At 56.4% G+C, this 18,495-nt stretch carries 15 protein-coding genes; 6 read left to right on the top strand and 9 right to left on the bottom strand.

Annotation, left to right across the window (positions count from 1 at the left end):
* Positions 1-215 precede the first annotated feature (215 nt).
* Both ghxP and NQ842_RS22585 read left to right on the top strand, forming a co-directional pair.
* Complete coding sequence (gene ghxP, locus NQ842_RS22590) at positions 216-1,565, top strand: guanine/hypoxanthine transporter GhxP (protein ID WP_014830298.1); 1,350 nt, start codon at positions 216-218, stop codon at positions 1,563-1,565.
* A 150-nt stretch (positions 1,566-1,715) separates the two neighbouring features.
* Complete coding sequence (locus NQ842_RS22585) at positions 1,716-3,362, top strand: Na+/H+ antiporter (protein ID WP_014830299.1); 1,647 nt, start codon at positions 1,716-1,718, stop codon at positions 3,360-3,362.
* Between the two features lie 178 nt (positions 3,363-3,540).
* Here the strand turns inward: NQ842_RS22585 and NQ842_RS22580 are convergent, their stop codons facing one another.
* Positions 3,541-4,695, bottom strand: a complete 1,155-nt coding sequence (locus tag NQ842_RS22580) for an IS481 family transposase (protein WP_373371034.1) — start codon at positions 4,693-4,695, stop codon at positions 3,541-3,543.
* 468 nt (positions 4,696-5,163) lie between these two features.
* On the bottom strand, positions 5,164-6,051 hold the full coding sequence (locus NQ842_RS22575) for a LysR family transcriptional regulator (RefSeq protein WP_013095076.1): 888 nt from the start codon (positions 6,049-6,051) through the stop codon (positions 5,164-5,166).
* Between the two features lie 102 nt (positions 6,052-6,153).
* Between NQ842_RS22575 and NQ842_RS22570 the strand changes: the two genes are divergently transcribed.
* On the top strand, positions 6,154-6,564 hold the full coding sequence (locus NQ842_RS22570) for a CidA/LrgA family protein (protein WP_196373016.1): 411 nt from the start codon (positions 6,154-6,156) through the stop codon (positions 6,562-6,564).
* The gene (locus NQ842_RS22565) at positions 6,557-7,246 is read left to right on the top strand and encodes an LrgB family protein (protein ID WP_257256357.1); all 690 of its coding nucleotides are present in this window, start codon (positions 6,557-6,559) and stop codon (positions 7,244-7,246) included. The genes NQ842_RS22570 and NQ842_RS22565 overlap by 8 nt, the downstream gene beginning before the upstream one ends.
* A 31-nt stretch (positions 7,247-7,277) precedes the next feature.
* Here the strand turns inward: NQ842_RS22565 and actP are convergent, their stop codons facing one another.
* The 3 genes from actP to acs all read right to left on the bottom strand — a co-directional run bounded on the left by actP (position 7,278) and on the right by acs (position 11,331).
* On the bottom strand, positions 7,278-8,927 hold the full coding sequence (gene actP, locus NQ842_RS22560) for a cation/acetate symporter ActP (RefSeq protein ID WP_046889704.1): 1,650 nt from the start codon (positions 8,925-8,927) through the stop codon (positions 7,278-7,280).
* Entirely contained in the window at positions 8,924-9,238 is a 315-nt protein-coding gene (locus tag NQ842_RS22555; protein WP_013095080.1) for a DUF485 domain-containing protein, read from the bottom strand. Before NQ842_RS22555 ends, actP begins: the two co-directional genes overlap by 4 nt.
* A gap of 134 nt (positions 9,239-9,372) precedes the next feature.
* On the bottom strand, positions 9,373-11,331 hold the full coding sequence (gene acs, locus NQ842_RS22550; RefSeq protein ID WP_014830304.1) for an acetate--CoA ligase: 1,959 nt from the start codon (positions 11,329-11,331) through the stop codon (positions 9,373-9,375).
* A gap of 423 nt (positions 11,332-11,754) precedes the next feature.
* Between acs and gltP the strand changes: the two genes are divergently transcribed.
* Complete coding sequence (gltP, locus tag NQ842_RS22545) at positions 11,755-13,068, top strand: glutamate/aspartate:proton symporter GltP (RefSeq protein ID WP_014830305.1); 1,314 nt, start codon at positions 11,755-11,757, stop codon at positions 13,066-13,068.
* A gap of 53 nt (positions 13,069-13,121) precedes the next feature.
* Here gltP and NQ842_RS22540 read toward each other — a convergent pair whose 3' ends face one another.
* From NQ842_RS22540 to fdhF, 3 genes are all read right to left on the bottom strand, one after another.
* Positions 13,122-13,796, bottom strand: a complete 675-nt coding sequence (locus tag NQ842_RS22540) for a tetratricopeptide repeat protein (protein ID WP_014830306.1) — start codon at positions 13,794-13,796, stop codon at positions 13,122-13,124.
* Between the two features lie 121 nt (positions 13,797-13,917).
* Positions 13,918-14,070, bottom strand: coding sequence for a Hok/Gef family protein (locus NQ842_RS22535; RefSeq protein ID WP_257256356.1), 153 nt, complete (start codon positions 14,068-14,070; stop codon positions 13,918-13,920).
* 321 nt (positions 14,071-14,391) lie between these two features.
* On the bottom strand, positions 14,392-16,539 hold the full coding sequence (gene fdhF, locus NQ842_RS22530) for a formate dehydrogenase subunit alpha (protein WP_257256355.1): 2,148 nt from the start codon (positions 16,537-16,539) through the stop codon (positions 14,392-14,394).
* A 252-nt stretch (positions 16,540-16,791) separates the two neighbouring features.
* On the opposite strand from fdhF, the gene NQ842_RS22525 reads away from it, so the two are divergent.
* The gene (locus tag NQ842_RS22525) at positions 16,792-17,523 is read left to right on the top strand and encodes a response regulator (RefSeq protein ID WP_257256354.1); all 732 of its coding nucleotides are present in this window, start codon (positions 16,792-16,794) and stop codon (positions 17,521-17,523) included.
* Positions 17,524-17,527: 4 nt separating this feature from the next.
* Here NQ842_RS22525 and lpxO read toward each other — a convergent pair whose 3' ends face one another.
* A complete protein-coding gene (gene lpxO / locus NQ842_RS22520) occupies positions 17,528-18,436 on the bottom strand; it encodes a lipid A hydroxylase LpxO (RefSeq protein ID WP_046889701.1) in 909 nt (302 codons plus the stop codon).
* Between the last annotated feature and the right edge of the window lie 59 nt (positions 18,437-18,495).

Below are 18,495 nucleotides of genomic sequence, written 5' to 3'. Positions count from 1 at the left end.
AACGAGAAAGTTCAGTTGAAAAGGGCGGTGATTAGGCTGGATAATCGTTTGCCTAAATTTGACCACCCGTTTTGTAAGCGCGGAGCTAAACGTTTGCTTTTTTTGTGACGCCCCTTTTCGTCGCAAACGCAGCACAAGGATTTGACGTTTTGCTGGCAGTGGAGTCTCCACCACGCTTACGGACTTTCTATAAAAACTCTCAGGGGATGTTTTCTATGTCTACGCCATCCGCGCGTACCGGCGGTTCACTTGACGCCATCTTTAAAATTTCTGCTCGCGGCAGCACCGTGCGCCAGGAAATCGTTGCCGGTCTGACAACGTTTCTGGCAATGGTGTACTCCGTCATCGTTGTGCCGGGCATGCTCGGTAAAGCAGGCTTCCCACCGGCAGCGGTCTTCGTTGCAACCTGTCTGGTCGCCGGTGTTGGCTCCATCGTAATGGGGCTGTGGGCGAATCTGCCGATGGCGATTGGCTGTGCCATTTCCTTGACCGCCTTCACCGCGTTTAGCCTGGTGCTGGGCCAACACATCAGCGTACCGGTTGCCCTGGGCGCCGTCTTCCTGATGGGCGTGCTGTTCACCATTATCTCGGCAACCGGCATTCGTAGCTGGATTTTGCGCAATCTGCCGCACGGCGTGGCGCACGGCACCGGTATCGGTATCGGGCTGTTCCTGCTGCTGATTGCCGCCAACGGCGTGGGTCTGGTCATTAAGAACCCGCTGGACGGTCTGCCGGTGGCGCTGGGCCACTTCGCCAGCTTCCCGGTGATCATGTCCCTGATTGGCCTGGCGGTGATTATTGGTCTGGAAAAACTGAAAGTCCCTGGCGGCATTCTGCTGACCATTATCGGTGTGTCCATTGTCGGCCTGATTTTCGACCCGACCGTGCATTTCTCCGGTATTTTTGCCATGCCGTCACTGAGCGATGACAACGGTAACTCACTGATTGGCAGCCTGGATATTGTCGGCGCGCTGAACCCGGTGATCCTGCCAAGCGTGCTGGCGCTGGTGATGACGGCGGTGTTTGATGCCACCGGTACCATCCGTGCGGTGGCCGGTCAGGCGAACCTGCTGGATAAAGACGGTCAGATTATCGACGGTGGCAAAGCGCTGACCACCGACTCCCTGAGCAGCGTCTTCTCGGGTCTGGTCGGGGCTGCTCCGGCTGCGGTCTATATTGAGTCCGCTGCGGGGACGGCAGCAGGCGGTAAAACGGGTCTCACGGCCATTACCGTTGGTGTGCTATTTCTGCTGATCCTGTTCCTCTCGCCGCTCTCTTACCTGGTGCCAGCCTACGCTACGGCTCCGGCACTGATGTACGTCGGCCTGCTGATGCTGAGCAACGTGGCGAAAATTGACTTTGCGGACTTTGTGGACGCGATGTCAGGCCTGATCACGGCGGTGTTTATCGTGCTGACCTGTAACATCGTGACCGGCATCATGATCGGCTTCGCGTCACTGGTGATTGGGCGCCTGGTCTCCGGTGAGTGGCGCAAGCTGAACATCGGCACCGTGGTCATCGCCGTTGCGCTGGTGGTGTTCTACGCGGGCGGCTGGGCTATCTAAATTGTCCTTTGATGCGAAAACGGGTGGCTCAGGCCGCCCGTTTTTATTTTCAGGACTCATCCCGTTGCCTTTTGCGTTACTCTGGGGAGGATAGAATAAAAGGCACGACGCCTTCCGTAGTACATAAGTAACACAGCAAACAGGGAACGCATGGAAATCTTTTTCACAATACTCATCATGACCCTTGTGGTCTCATTATCCGGGGTGGTTACACGCGTACTGCCCTTTCAGGTCCCCCTGCCATTAATGCAAATTGCCATCGGCGCGCTGCTGGCGTGGCCGACGTTCGGCCTGCACGTTGAGTTCGACCCGGAACTGTTCCTCGTGCTGTTTATCCCGCCACTGCTGTTTGCCGATGGCTGGAAAACACCCACACGCGAGTTTCTGGAACATGGGCGCGAAATCTTCGGTCTGGCGCTGGCGCTGGTGGTTGTGACCGTGGTCGGGATTGGTTTCCTGATCTACTGGGTGGTCCCGGGGATCCCGCTTATACCCGCTTTTGCACTGGCCGCAGTCCTGTCGCCAACCGATGCCGTGGCGCTGTCCGGCATTGTGGGTGAGGGGCGAATTCCGAAGAAAATCATGGGCATTTTACAGGGAGAGGCGCTGATGAATGACGCCTCCGGTCTGGTTGCCCTGAAGTTCGCCGTGGCCGTCGCGATGGGGACCATGATCTTTACTATCGGTGGCGCAACGCTGGAATTCTTCAAGGTGGCTATCGGCGGTATCCTGGCCGGGTTTGTGGTGAGCTGGCTGTATGGCCGTTCGCTGCGCTTTCTCAGCCGCTGGGGTGGCGATGAGCCGGCTACGCAGATCGTGCTGCTGTTCCTGCTGCCGTTTGCCTCTTATCTGATTGCCGAACACATTGGGGTATCGGGCATTCTGGCGGCGGTTGCGGCAGGGATGACCATCACCCGCTCTGGCGTAATGCGCCGTGCACCGCTGGCCATGCGTCTGCGTGCGAACAGCACCTGGGCGATGCTGGAGTTTGTCTTTAACGGCATGGTGTTCCTGCTGTTGGGCCTGCAGCTGCCGGGCATTATGGAATCCTCGCTGGTGGCGGCCGAAGCCGACCCGAACGTAGAAACCTGGATGTTGTTTACCGATATCGTGCTGATCTATATGGCGCTGATGCTGGTGCGTTTTGGCTGGCTGTGGACGATGAAAAAGTTCAGCGTGCGCTTCCTGAAGAAAAAGCCGATGGAGTTCGGTTCGTGGACAACGCGTGAACTGCTGATTGCCTCCTTTGCAGGCGTACGCGGGGCGATCACCCTTGCCGGTGTGCTCTCCATTCCGCTGCTCTTGCCTACCGGGGATGTCTTTCCGGCGCGTTACGAGCTGGTCTTCCTGGCGGCGGGGGTGATCCTCTTCTCCCTGTTCGTCGGGGTAATTATGCTGCCGCTGTTGCTACAGCATATTGATGCAGGCGACGCCACCCAGCAGCATAAAGAGGAGCGGATTGCCCGCGCCGCCACCGCCGAAGTGGCGATTGTGGCCATCCAGAAAATGGAGGAGCGCCTGGCCGCCGATGCCGAAGAGAACATCGACAATCAGCTGCTGACGGAAGTGAGCTCACGCGTGATTGGTAATTTGCGTCGCCGCGCAGACGGGCGTAACGATGTGGAAAGCTCGCTGCAGGAGGAGAACCTGGAGCGCCGGTTCCGTCTGGCGGCGCTGCGCTCCGAGCGTGCCGAGCTGTACCACCTGCGCGCCACGCGGCAGATCAGCAACGAGACGCTGCAAAAGCTGCTGCACGATCTGGATCTGCTGGAAGCGTTGTTGATAGAGAATCAGTAACGCTGTTTTTGCCCGGTGGCGCTGCGCTTACCGGGCCTACGTGCGCGATCGGTTCCCTCTCCCTGTGGGCTGAGGGTTCCCCACAAAATAATGCCTGCACGGAGGCCCCCCCTCTCCCTTGAGGGTGTACGGTCCGGGGACATGGTAGACAGGTGTTCGGGGACATGGTGAACACTTTTTAACATCCTTTACCCATGGTGATCGACTTTTTCTTCAGGTCGATCACCCCCACTTTTGTGCTGTACCACCACACCTCGTAGCGGCCGTCTTCCTGCATCTCCTTCAGCCCGACCCGTTCTCCCCTGAACGCCTTGCCTGCGCTCAGACTTACCCCTTTCACGCTCAGCTTTCCGCTGATATCCACTTTCCTGACCATCACGCCCTCGTCGTATTCCGGGGGCGTTGTGTTGCCGCTGTACCGTCGCGATGACGGCTGATACCGCGAGCCCGGTACCGCCATATCCAGCGCCTCATGCGGGCGTTCAAGGTTATAGACCGTCCGCCAGTGGTCGAAGGCGCGCTGCAGTTCGCCCTCACTCGCGAACCATTTACCCTGCAGCACCTCCGTCTTCAGGCTGCGGTGAAAACGCTCCAGCTTGCCCTGCGTCTGCGGATGATACGGCCGGGAGTGTCCCACCCGGATACCATGGCGCATCAGCCACAGCTCGAGCGCCGTCCAGGTGCCGGTGGTGTCTCCCCACGGGGCGCCGTTGTCCATCGTCATCCTGTCCGGCAGGCCGTAGCGTTCAAACACGCTGACCAGTTGTTGCTGCACGGTCTCACGCCGTTCATCGCTACAGTGCGCCAGGCACAGGGAAAAACGGGAGTGGTCATCCAGCAGGGTGAGCGGATGGCAGCGGCCACCGCCAAAGGGAAAGTGGCCCTTAAAATCCATCTGCCAGAGCCGGTTCGGCGCGTCATGTTCGAACCGTCCCGTGGCGGGAATGCCCGGTGAAGTGCCCGGCAGCAGGCCGTGACGGGCCATCAGGTTATGAACGGTGCTGAAGGCGGGCATACGGTGCCCCTGGTCTTCCAGCCAGCGCTTTATCTTGCGTGCGCCCCAGCGTTCATGGCGGTCATGGGCCATACGCAGCAGGGCAGTGATGTCGTCAGATGAGCGGTTCGGGGAATGGTGCGGTATGCGCGGGCGGTCCTGAAGGCCGGAGGAACCTTCCTCCATCCAGCGACGAAGCCACTTGTAGCCGGTGGCAGGTGAAATGCCGAAGCGACGGCAGAGGGAACGGATGTTCGCCCCGTCCTGCGAGGCGAACAAAACAAACTCGGTACGTAATGACATGGTATCTCTCGCATCCCAGGGCATAAGCGACTCCATAAACGGGTTCTTATGCCTTAGTTGTAAGTGTCTACCATGTCCCCGAACAAGTGTTCACTATGTCCCCGGACCGTACAGAGGGAGAGGGTTGGGGTGAGGGGGAACATATGGCTGTAGAGGTAATTCCGTTCACTTTATGTTCCTTGCTACTCTGTAACGACATAGCCCGTGAACGTGCCAGGGTGGCTCAGTCGCCACCACCCTGGCGACCCGGGCTCCCGGCGGTAAATCGCCGCTTCGCGGTGCCCTCGTCTTATTCCTTCCGGCTTATCGGGGACGGGCGGATGTAACGTCCCTGTAAAGCCGCCCTCTCGGCGCATCCCTGCGCCTCGCCCCGGCCTGCAGGAAACGCCTCAGCGATTTACAGCCGGACCAGGGCGTCGCTGTAAGTCATTAATTTTCCTGAAACAACTTTCGTCGCTTTCGGTAAAAAAATTACTGGGGATCCCTCAACCCTGTGGGAGAGGGTTAGGGTGAGGGCACCCAAAATCCCTCACAACATTGCAGCCACGCCTGGGCGCTGTGCGACAAATATATCCCTTCTCGCCAGATCATCCCCAGTTGCCAGTGCAAATCGCTTTCGAGTGGGATCCAGCGCAACGTGTTTTTATCCAGACGCTCGCAAATGGGTTGCGGCAGAATGGCAATCCCCACGCCTGCCTGCACCATCGCTGCCAGGAAATCCCACTGGCCGCTGCGCACCGCAATGCGCGGCTTCACGCTATGTTGATTAAACAGCGTCATTAGCTGGCGGCTGAGGGCGAAATCTTCGTTGTAGATCAACAGAGGGTATTCACCGAGCAGTTCAGGTTTCACTGAGTCTCGCTTCAGCCAGTCACCGGAGCGGGGAACCAGCACGCACAGCGGATGGCTAAAGAGCGGAAGCGTCGCCAGACCGCTCTCTTCCTCAACGGGGAGGGCTGTCATGGCGACGTCCAGCTCGCCGTTAGTAACCGCCTGCTGGACGGTTAACCCACCAAACTCCGAAATTTTGAGTTCGACGCCGGGGTAACGCTGGCGAAACAGGCTAATCGGCCCGGCCATCATCATCCCGACCATTGGCGGGATGCCAAGGCGCAGCACCCCTTTGGTCAGATGATTTATATCATCAAGCTCCGCTTCCAGCTGACGAAACTCGGCCAGGATCGCCAGCCCCCGTTCGAACACCACGCGCCCGGTATCGGTGAGCAACAGCTTGCGTCCGTCGCGGATAAGCAGGGTACAGTTGAGTTCATCTTCGAGGTTTTTCAGCATCTTGCTGATGGTGGGTTGGGTTACGAATAACTTCTCCGCTGCGCGGGTAAAACTCTGCTGGCGAACCACTTCGACAAAATAGCGCAGCGTTCTTATGTCCATGATTATTCCTCGAAACTATACCTTCGATGATTTTAATTCATTTCAGTCCATACCGTGCGCTCACTATACTAGCGCCTCGTCTCATTCTTGAGGAAAACCCCCATGGCCGTGGCGTTAAGCCGTGTTACGCCTGCCGTTGTGCAAAGACTCCTGGTGCCGCTTCAGGTACTGCTCTACGCGGGACTGTTTGTTTTTGCAGAATATCTTGTCGGCTGGCTGCATCTGCCGCTGCCTGCCAACCTGGTGGGAATGCTGCTGATGTTGACGCTCATCCTCTGTCGCGTAATCCCCCTCAACTGGGTACGCGCCGGCGCGCGCTGGCTGCTGGCGGAGATGCTGCTGTTCTTTGTCCCTGCCGTGGTGGCGGTGGTAAATTATGCGCAACTGCTGATGGTGGACGGCTGGCGGATCTTCGCAGTCATCGCGCTGAGCACGTTGATGGTGCTGGGCGCTACCGCCTGGGTAGTGGACAAAGTCTATCGGTTCGAAATCAGCAGGCAAAAAAATGACTAACTTTCAAATCAGCGTGCTGTGCCTGATTGCCACCCTGGTTATCTACTTTGCCAACAAGCGCCTGTATCGTCGTTTTCACGCCTTGCCGCTGATGCCGCTGGTCTTTACGCCGATCCTGCTGGTGCTGATGCTAGTTTTCGGCCATATCTCCTGGCAGAACTACATCGGTGAATCCCACTGGTTGCTGTGGCTACTGGGTCCGGCCACCATCGCCTTTGCAGTGCCGGTGTACGACAATCTGGCGATTATCAAACGCCACTGGATGTCGCTCAGCGCGGGTGTGATCACCGCCACGGTGGTGGCGGTCTGTAGCTCGGTCTGGCTGGCGCGGTTGTTTACGCTGCCCGATGAAATTCAGCGCAGCCTGGCTGTGCGCTCGGTGACGACGCCATTTGCACTGGCGGCAGCCAAACCACTCGGCGGCCAGCCGGATCTGGTGGCGTTGTTTGTGGTCGTTACCGGTGTCTTCGGCATGGCGGTGGGCGATATGCTATTTCTGCGGCTTTCTATCCGTGAAGGGTTGGCAAAAGGGGCGGGATTTGGCGCGGCGTCACACGGCGCGGGAACGGCACGTTCTTATGAGTTGGGTCAGCAGGAGGGCGTGGTAGCAAGCCTGGTGATGATGCTTTCCGGCGTGTTGATGGTGCTGATTGCGCCGCTGGTGGCGTGGGTGATGTTCTGAACTCCCCGGCCCGAAGGCCGGGGATCAAGACTCAGTGTGCGCGGCCTTGTTCCACGCCCAGGCCGGTTTGCGAGCGGATAAACTGGGCGCGGAATTTCTCGCGTTCCAGATTACCCTCCGGCGAGTTGTCGGTTGCGGAGAAGACCCAGATCCCGATAAACGCCACGGCGATAGAGAACAGCGCCGGGTACTCATAGGGGAAGAGCGCCTTTTCGTGACCGAGGATCTGCACCCAAATCGTCGGGCCGAGGATCATCAGGATCACCGCCGTCAGCAGCCCCAGCCAGCCGCCGACCATTGCGCCACGGGTGGTCAGCTTAGACCAGTACATGGAGAGCAGAATGATAGGGAAGTTGCAGCTTGCCGCAATCGAGAAGGCCAGCCCCACCATAAAGGCGATGTTCTGCTTCTCGAACAGGATCCCCAGCAGTATCGCCACCACACCCAGTATCAGTACGGTGATTTTTGAGACCCTCAGCTCTTCACGCTCGGTTGCGCCTTTGCGGAACACGTTCGCGTACAGGTCATGTGACACCGCTGACGCTCCAGCCAGCGTCAGTCCGGCAACCACGGCAAGGATGGTGGCGAAGGCCACGGCCGAGATAAAGCCGAGGAACAGATTGCCGCCTACCGCATCGGCCAGATGCACTGCCGCCATGTTATTTCCGCCAATCAGCGCGCCTGCCGCGTCTTTAAACGCCGGATTTGCGCCTACCAGCATGATGGCGCCAAAACCGATGATAAAGGTCAGAATGTAGAAGTAACCCATAAACCCGGTGGCGTAGAAGACGCTCTTGCGCGCTTCACGGGCATCGCTCACGGTGAAGAAACGCATCAGGATATGTGGCAAGCCTGCGGTACCAAACATCAGACCCAGACCGAGTGAAAGCGCGGATATCGGGTCTTTCACCAGCCCGCCCGGACTCATGATTGCTTCCCCTTTCGGGTGGACCGCCATCGCTTCGGTGAACAGATTATTGAAGCTGAAGCCGACGTGTTTCATCACCATAAAGGCCATGAAGCTGGCGCCGAACAGCAGCAGTACCGCTTTGATAATTTGCACCCAGGTGGTCGCCAGCATGCCGCCGAACAGGACGTACATCACCATCAGTACACCTACCAGCACCACCGCAATGTGGTAGTTCAGGCCGAACAGGAGTTCGATCAGTTTGCCCGCGCCAACCATCTGAGCGATCAGATACAGCGCGACCACCACCAGCGAGCCGCAGGCGGAGAGAATGCGAATCGGGCCCTGCTTCAGGCGATAGGAGGCGACATCAGCAAAGGTAAAACGCCCGAGGTTACGCAAGCGTTCGGCGATCAGGAACAGAATAATCGGCCAGCCGACCAGGAAGCCGAGAGAGTAGATCAGTCCATCGTAGCCGGAGGTGTACACCAGCGCGGAAATCCCGAGGAAAGAGGCGGCGGACATAAAGTCACCCGCAATCGCCAGCCCGTTCTGGAAACCGGTGATATTGCCGCCCGCGGTGTAGTAATCGTTACGGGAGCGCACGCGTTTTGACGCCCAGTAAGTGATATACAGGGTCAGCACCACGAAAATCAGGAACATGACAATCGCCTGCCAGTTGGTTGGCTGGCGCTGTACCTCACCGGTAATGGCATCCGCGGCGTTTGCCGCGAAGGGAAGTGTGGCGGCAAGCGCCGTCAGGACTCTCTTCATGATGCTTTTACCTCACGCAGTACCGCTTTATTAAGACGATCGAATTCGCCATTCGCACGCCAGACATAAACACCGGTCAGCACAAACGAAATCACGATGACGCCAATACCAATCGGGATGCCCCGCGTGACGCTGGTGCCCTCATGCAGCGGCGTACCCAGCCAGTGCGGAGCGAAGGCAATCAGCAGAATAAAGCCGACGTAGATAATCAGCATGATGATGGAAAGTAAGAAGGCAAACCGTTGCCGTTTATCGACGAGCTCCCTGTAGTGCGCACTATTCTCTATCTGCTGACAAATATCGTTATTCATCACAGAAATCTCCAGAAGTAAGGTTGGTTTGTTTTATCCCCTCTCCCCTGTGGGGAGAGGGTTAGGGTGAGGGGAGGAAGGTGCGGTCTGATGCCCTCACCCCGGCCCTCTCCCACAGGGAGAGGGAGAAAAGATTACGATGGCATTGCGATGGCCTGCTTCTCTTCGAGCAGTTTTTCCACCACACCCGGATCGGCGAGCGTTGAGGTATCGCCGAGGTTGCTGGTGTCACCTGCCGCGATTTTGCGCAAGATTCGGCGCATAATTTTTCCTGAGCGGGTTTTCGGCAGAGAGTCAGTCCAGTGCAGCACATCCGGCGTGGCAAGCGGGCCAATCTCTTTGCGGACCCAGTTGCGCACTTCGGCATACAGCTCTGGCGACGGCTCTTCACCGTGGTTCAGGGTGACGTAGGCGTAAATCGCCTGGCCTTTAATGTTGTGCGGAATACCCACGACCGCGGCTTCGGCGATCTTCGGATGCGATACCAGCGCGGATTCAATCTCCGCGGTGCCCAGACGGTGGCCGGAGACGTTTAGCACGTCGTCCACGCGCCCGGTGATCCAGTAGTAGCCATCCTCGTCACGACGCGCACCGTCGCCGCTGAAGTACATGTTTTTAAAGGTTGAGAAGTAGGTCTGCTCGAAGCGCTCATGGTCGCCGAACAGCGTACGCGCCTGGCCCGGCCAGGAATCGGTGATCACCAGGTTGCCTTCGGTGGCACCGTCCAGCGGATTGCCTTCGTTATCCACCAGCGCAGGCTGGACGCCAAAGAACGGGCGGGTTGCGGAACCGGCTTTTAGCTGGGTGGCGCCAGGCATCGGGGTGATCATGAAGCCGCCGGTTTCGGTCTGCCACCAGGTGTCCATGACCGGGCATTTCTCGTTACCGATTTTTTTCCAGTACCACTCCCAGGCTTCCGGGTTGATGGGCTCACCCACGGAACCGAGGATGCGCAGGGAAGAGCGGTCCGTGCCTTCGATGGCCTTGTCACCTTCCGCCATCAGCGCACGGATGGCCGTTGGCGCGGTGTAGAGAATGTTAACCTGGTGCTTATCGACCACCTGACACATTCGCGCCGGGGTCGGCCAGTTCGGCACACCCTCAAACATCAGCGTCGTTGCGCCACAGGCCAGCGGGCCGTACAGCAGGTAGCTGTGCCCGGTGACCCAACCCACGTCGGCGGTACACCAGTAGATATCGCCCGGATGGTAGTCGAAGACATATTTGAACGTGGTGGCCGCATAGACCAGATAGCCGCCGGTGGTGTGCAGCACGCCTTTGGGTTTGCCGGTGGAGCCGGAGGTATAGAGAATAAACAGTGGATCTTCCGCGTTCATCTCTTGCGGTTGATGCTGGTCGCTCGCTTTCTCAATCAGATCGCTCCACCACAGGTCACGCCCTTCGTTCCAGTCGATCTTGCCACCGGTACGCTTAAGGACAATAACGTTGCTGACGGTTTTGACGTTCGGATTTTTCAGCGCTTCGTCGACATTTTTCTTCAGGGGAATACCGCGCCCGGCACGCACGCCTTCATCGGCGGTGATCACCAGTTTCGAACTTGAGTCGACAATACGCCCGGCAACTGCTTCCGGCGAGAACCCGCCAAAGATAACGGAATGGATCGCGCCGATGCGCGCGCAGGCCAGCATCGCCACCGCCGCTTCCGGCACCATTGGCATATAGATAGCGACCACATCGCCTTTTTTGATGCCCCTCTCCAGCAGGACGTTGGCGAAGCGGCATACGTCACGGTGCAGCTCTTTATAGGTGATATGTTTGCTCTGAGAGGCGTCGTCGCCTTCCCAGATGATAGCCGTTTCGTTACCGCGTTCGGCAAGATGGCGATCGAGGCAGTTCGCCGCAAGGTTCAGCGTGCCGTCTTCATACCATTTAATAGAAACGTTACCCGGCGCAAAGGAGGTGTTCTTCACCTTCTGGTAAGGTTTGATCCAGTCAAGAATATGGCCCTGCTCGCCCCAGAAGGCGTCAGGGTCAGAGACAGATTGCTGATACTTCTCGTGGTATTGCTCCGGGTTTATCAGGCAACGGTCCGCAATGTTAGCGGGAATGTCATGTTTGTGTATTTGGCTCATGGCTTTTTTTCTCCTTGTAAGATGTTAATAATATGTCGCAAAAACGTTAATAGTAGGGGCTTTACAAGCTTTGTTTATTATTTGGGCTACAGATCACGCATTGTTTGAATAGTATGAAAAATGAGCGAATGAAACTTTGAAGGAAAATAATTTACCGTGCGGATTATTCACATTTGCGTTTAAAAAAGCGTTTTTATAACAAACGGTTATTTATAAGAATTATCATAAACTCGCGTCATCGCGGCTTTTCGTAGTGAAATGCGTCGTTCTTTAAGGCTTGCGCAACATACCGCGCAAATGATACTCATACGCCGCGTTAAAAAATCCCATAAACCAACGCAACACAATTCATACCCTTTCAGTATGTCTCCATATTCATGCAGTTTGTGTGAATAAGGTGCTTCATTGAGGAAGTCAGTTTCTATGAAAAACGTTAAAGTCAGCCTGGCCTGGCAAATCCTGCTGGCCCTTGTGCTGGGTATCCTGCTGGGGAGTTATCTCCATTATCACAGCGACAGCCGTGAGTGGCTGATTGCGAACCTGCTCTCACCGGCGGGTGATATCTTTATTCATCTGATCAAGATGATTGTGGTGCCGATTGTGATCTCTACGCTGGTGGTGGGTATCGCCGGTGTCGGTGATGCAAAACAGTTAGGCCGCATCGGTGCAAAAACCATTATCTATTTCGAAGTGATCACGACGATTGCCATCATTCTCGGCATCACCATGGCGAATGTCTTCCAGCCAGGCTCCGGGATTGATATGTCGCAACTGGCGACGGTGGATATTTCGAAATACCAAAGTACGACCGCTGATGTGCAGAGCCATGCGCATGGCCTGATGGGTACGATCCTGTCGCTGGTGCCGACCAACATTGTGGCGTCGATGGCGAAGGGCGAGATGCTGCCTATCATCTTCTTCTCGGTGTTGTTTGGTCTGGGCCTCTCCTCTCTGCCGGCCACGCACCGTGAACCGCTGGTCACCGTGTTCCGTTCTATCTCTGAAACCATGTTTAAAGTCACTCACATGGTGATGCGGTACGCGCCGGTAGGGGTGTTTGCGCTTATCGCGGTCACCGTGGCGAACTTTGGTTTTGCCTCCCTGTGGCCGCTGGCGAAGCTGGTGATTCTGGTGCATTTCGCCATCCTGTTCTTCGCGCTGGTGGTGCTGGGCATTGTGGCGCGCCTGTGTGGGCTGAGCATCTGGATCCTGATCCGCATTCTGAAAGACGAGTTGATTCTGGCGTACTCCACGGCCAGCTCTGAAAGCGTGCTGCCGCGAATTATTGAGAAGATGGAGGCCTATGGTGCCCCGGCTTCTATCACCAGCTTCGTGGTGCCAACCGGCTACTCCTTTAACCTGGACGGCTCGACGCTGTACCAGAGCATTGCAGCCATCTTTATCGCCCAGCTGTACGGCATTGATCTGTCGCTGTGGCAGGAAATTGTGCTGGTGCTGACGCTGATGGTGACCTCAAAAGGCATTGCGGGTGTGCCGGGCGTCTCCTTCGTGGTGCTGCTGGCGACGCTTGGCAGCGTCGGTATCCCGCTGGAAGGTCTGGCGTTTATCGCCGGTGTTGACCGTATCCTGGATATGGCGCGTACGGCGCTGAACGTGGTCGGAAACGCGCTGGCGGTACTGGTTATCGCCAAATGGGAACACAAGTTCGACCGTAAAAAAGCGCTGGCGTATGAACGCGAGGTGCTGGGTCGTTTTGATAAGACGGCTGACCAGTAATGTAACGTATTCTTCCCTCTCCCCTGTGGGGAGAGGGTTAGGGTGAGGGGATTCTACTCCCCACTCAACGCATCAAACTCTTCACACCCCGTATCAAACCCTTCGGTACAGCTCAGGTTTAACCAGTAGAGCGCTTTCTGTTTATTGGGCGTAATAAAGCCTTTCTCACCCTGCTGGAACAGCATCCCCGCCCAGTATTCGGCATAGCCGGTGCGTGACAGAGACGAGCTGCGCTTAAACCACGATGCCGCCAGAGCATCGTCCTGGGCCACTTCTACACCGTTGGCATAAATCAGACCCAGCAGCATTTGCGCATCTACCGCAGAGTCGTTGTCGATATCTTCGGTGGCCGTCTGCAGCAGTTTGATGGCCTGCGGGTAGTCTGTTTTGCCACCCTGGGTATTCACCAGGACGCGTGCCAGCATAATGGCGCCACGCTTGCTGCCCGCAATCGTGGCCTGCTGCGCCAGCGCTTTGGCCTGGGCGTAATCACCCTGGGTAAACTGGATTTGGGACAAGAGCGCCATGGCATCGACATCTCCCCCTTTTGCCGCTTTCTCTGCCCACATCGCTGCCTGCTTGCTGTCGCCGGAGCTGAACCAGGTGTCGGCGAGATAATACTGAGCGCGTGCATCGCCCGCCTCCGCCTGCGCTTTGTACTGGCTGCCAATCTCATCGGCATGGACGAACGACGTAACAAGTAATAACAACAGTAAAAATGGTTTCATGGATTCTTATCATCTGGGTACACGCCGCGCAGTATAATCGCGGCCATAGAATAAAAAAACGGGTGCGTTAAGACCTCAGCATCCTGCAAGCCGGGCGGAACTGTCATTCCGCCCGCAGAGGTTAGCCTGCAACGCAGGCTAATTTCGTCGCCACCTCCTGATGTTCACTCTTTATTGTCAGTTCGCATAACTTTCCGCGAGTAATAAAGGTAAAGATCACTATCGTCAGGCAGATAATAAAGACAATGCCTAACGCAGTTTTTAATGGCGTCATGCCTTTTACTCCTTGTCAAAAAAAGAATAAGAGGCTACTCTCAACCTGTTGGTTGTTGGGGGTAGCCTCGGGTAAATGACTATTTCCCCGGGGCTTTCCACTTTCTGTCCCTCAACAATGCTCAAGACAGAAAGTCTTAAGCACCCGCCGCACATCTTATCCATTTGAATCAAAATACAAAGATGTAATTCTCTTTCGTGAAATTTACATTGTTTCTGCGAGCGGCTTTCCAGAACAATAATTGATATTTTTAATGAGTTAAGCGGAAATAAAAAGGGAGTGAATATTTCACTCCCTTTATTCATCGATTAAATAACATCGTTATCCCATCGCACTTTCGCGTAACCGGGCTTTCAGCTTGTTATATTCGTCGATCACATACTGTTCCGCCGCCTGCTGATCCGCTATCGGCTCCACGTTGACGGCGCAGTACTTATACTCCGGCGTTTTGGTTATCGGACTTAAGTTCTCCGTCACCAGCTCGTTACAGGCACCAATCCACCACTGGTAGGTCATGTACACCGCCCCTTTGTTGGGACGATCGCTGACCTGCGCACGGGTAATGATCCTGCCTTTACGCGAGTTCACCCATACCAGCGCTTCGTCTTCAATGCCAAGACGTTCAGCGTCGGCGGTGTTGATCTGCGCATAACCCGGTTCGTCCGCCAGCGCTGCCAGCGCCGCGCAGTTGCCGGTCATCGAACGACAGGAGTAGTGGCCCACTTCACGCACGGTGGAGAGCACCATCGGATACTCGTCAGTGAGCTTGTCGATGGGGGCAACCCAGTCGCAGGTGAAGAACTGCGCCAGCCCGTTCGGGGTGTCAAATTTCTCTTTAAAGAGATACGACGTGCCCTGGTCGGCTTCGGATTCATCCCGGCACGGCCACTGGATATACCCCAGCTCACCCATTTTTTCATAAGTTGCACCGTAGAAGTCCGGACACAGATGCCGCAACTCGTCCCAGATCTCCTGGGTGTTGTTGTAGTGCATCGGGTAGCCCATACGGGTGGCAATTTCGCTGATAATCTGCCAGTCGGTTTTCAGATCCCACTTCGGCTCCACCGCTTTAAAGAAACGCTGGAAGCCGCGGTCTGCCGCCGTGTAGACCCCTTCATGCTCACCCCAGGACGTTGACGGTAAAATCACATCCGCCGCTGCCACGGTTTTGGTCATAAAGATGTCCTGGACAATCACCAGCTCCAGATCCTCAAACCCTTTCCGCACCGCAGAGAGCTCGGCGTCAGTCTGGAGGGGATCTTCACCCATGATGTAAGCCGCCCGCACTTCACCATGTGCCGCCCGGTGCGGCAGCTCGCTGATGCGATACCCGGTGTGCTCCGGCAAACTCTCCACGCCCCACGCTTTGGCAAACTTCGCGCGGTTTTCCGGGAACTTCACGTACTGATAGCCCGGATAGGTGTCCGGCAGCGCGCCCATATCGCAGGCACCCTGCACGTTGTTCTGACCGCGTACCGGGTTCACGCCGACGTGTGCCTTGCCAAGGTTGCCGGTCAGCATGGCAAGGCTGGTCAGGGAACGCACGGTTTCCACGCCCTGATAGAACTGGGTCACGCCCATGCCCCACAGAATGGCGGCGGTTTTCGCTCCGGCGTACATCCTTGCTGCCTGACGGATCTCCTGTGCGCTGACGCCGGTTATCGCTTCGACAGACTCTGGCGTATAGCCTTCGACAATTTTCCGATACTCTTCAAACCCTTCCGTACGGGTGGCGACAAACGCCTGGTCGTAGAGGTTCTCCTCAATAATGACGTGCCCCATGGCGTTCAACAGCGCGATGTTCGAGCCGTTTTTCAACGCGATGTGCATATCTGCAATACGTGCCGTTTCGATTTTGCGCGGATCGCAGACGATGATTTTCGCCCCGTTCTGTTTGGCGCGAATAACGTGGTTCGCGACAATCGGGTGAGAATCCGCCGGGTTATAGCCGAAGATAAAGACGAGATCGGTGTTGTCTATCTCGTTAATTGCATTACTCATTGCGCCGTTTCCGACCGACTGGTGCAGACCTGCAACCGATGGGCCGTGTCAGACGCGAGCGCAGCAGTCGACGTTATTGGTTCCAATAACGGCGCGCGCGAATTTTTGCATTACATAGTTGGTTTCGTTACCCGTCCCGCGTGATGACCCGGTGGTCTGGATCGCATCCGGGCCATATTTAGCCTTAATGGCGCTCAGGCGAGTGGCGACGTAGTCCAGCGCCTCGTTCCACGAGACGGCTTCCAGCTTGCCACCGCGTTCACGGCGGATCATGGGGGTTTTCAGGCGCGGGGTGAGGATTTGGGTATCGTTAATAAAATCCCAGCCGTAGTAACCTTTCAGGCACAGCGTGCCCTGGTTGGTTTTTCCCTGTGCGGCCTCCGCCCGGACGATTTTGCCGTTATCGACCACCAGGTGGATCTTGCAACCTGAGGCACAATAAGGGCAAACCGTGACGACTTTTTTCATCAGTCTGCTCCAGTTAATCATTTCGCAGCCATAATGCAGCTTTTATGCCATGTTTTCAGTGTGGGTATCACCCGACTTTACGGGCGATCTCACGGCAAAACCCTGACAAAAAGCAGGCAATCGTCAAAATTGACGTGTCGAAAAGGCAGCGGATGTGACATGGGTTGTAATTCCGTCACGTAAAAATCCATTTGGCTGGAGCCGACGGCAGAATAGTTCAGACTTAACATAATCCCCTGACGGAAGCATGCGATGAAACCGGCGATTCTGGTGGTTGATGACGATACGGCAGTGTGCGAGCTGCTGCAGGATGTGCTCAGCGAGCACGTCTTTACGGTGCTCGTCTGCCATAACGGACAGGATGCACTGAACCGGGTTCATCAGGAACCGGAAATTGCCCTGGTCCTGCTGGACATGATGCTGCCGGATATCAACGGCCTGCAGGTCCTGCTGCAACTGCAAAAGCAACGCCCGGATCTGCCGGTTGTGATGCTTACCGGGCTGGGCAGTGAGTCTGACGTGGTGGTCGGGCTGGAGATGGGGGCCGACGACTACATTGGCAAACCGTTTAATCCGCGTGTGGTGGTCGCCCGGGTTAAAGCCGTGCTCAGGCGTTCCGGGGCGCTGGCGGCCGACACGCCCGCGCCACGGATGGCGGGCATTGCTTTTAATGGCTGGACGCTGGATACCACCCGCTGCGAGCTGATCGATCCGCAGCGTAACCCCGTACCGCTGACCCAGGGTGAATACGGCCTGCTGCTGGCGCTTACCCAGAATGCCCGCCGGGTACTGAGCCGCGAGCAGTTGCTTGAGTTGACCCACAGCGAAAGTGCCGATGTGTTTGACCGCACTATCGACGTATTGATCATGCGCCTGCGCCGGAAAATTGAAGTCAATCCTCACCAGCCACTGCTTATCAAAACCATCCGCGGGCTGGGCTACGTCTTTGCCGCCGATGTCTGTCATCCCGATAGGGCGGCGTAAGTGCTTACGTTATGGCAGCGACAATAAGCGCGGCGAAAATCGCCGTGATGACCAGGTACTTCAGTGCGTAATAGAGTTTTCGATTGCGCTTCTTCAGTCGCTGACCGCGTTCTCGCCCGGCGTGCACATATTTGAAGATACGGTTAATTCCCCCGGTGCGGTCGTTATCGTCATTGGGGGAGCTGGCCGCTGACATCAGCGTTGTCCCGACCCAGTGGTTAACCGCCTGCGCCCAGCGCCATTTCATCGGACGTTCGATATCGCAGAAGAGAATAATCCGCGTGTGATCCGCTTTATTCTCCGCCCAGTGCACGTAAGTTTCATCAAAGATGACAGCCTCACCGTCACGCCAGCTGTGGCGCTGCTGGTCAACCTCTATAAAGCAGCGATCGTCATTTGGCGTGACCAGGCCTAAATGGTAACGAACCGAGCCGGCGTAGGGATCGCGATGCTTGCCGAGCTTCGCGCCCGCCGGGAGTTCGGCAAACATTGCCGCTTTCACGGATGGGATCTCACTCACCAGTTGTGTCGTAACGGGGCACAGGGTCTGAGCCGAGGGATGCGCATCGGCATACCATTTGAGGTAAAACCGTTTCCAGCCGCGTTTAAAGAAGGTGTTAAAACCGGCATCGTTATGATTTTGTGCCGCCTTAATATGATCCTGCAAACGCAGCGCCTCTTCGCGAATGACCTCCCAGTTTTCCGTCAGTTTATTTAATTCCGGAAAGCGCTCGGTTTCAAAAAAGGGCTGTCTGGCGGGCAGCGAAGAGAACGCCGTCATAAACATATTGATGGGCGCCATAAAGGTGGAGTGGTCGAAAAGTTGACGGGAAAGCGTCTGTTTTTCTTTGCCGCGCGAATGCGCATAAATAACACTGATAATAAATATAGCGATGATAATTGCTGCGAACATTTTTCCTTGTCCTCTGTACCTCTCATTTCGGAAAAGCGTGTGGGCAATATGTTGCCCAC

This window comes from Enterobacter cloacae complex sp. R_G8 (genome assembly GCF_024599795.1).
GTDB lineage: Bacteria > Pseudomonadota > Gammaproteobacteria > Enterobacterales > Enterobacteriaceae > Enterobacter > Enterobacter dissolvens.
The sequence above is the reverse complement of the archived record's forward strand: the minus strand, read 5'-3'. Positions and strand labels throughout refer to the sequence as shown.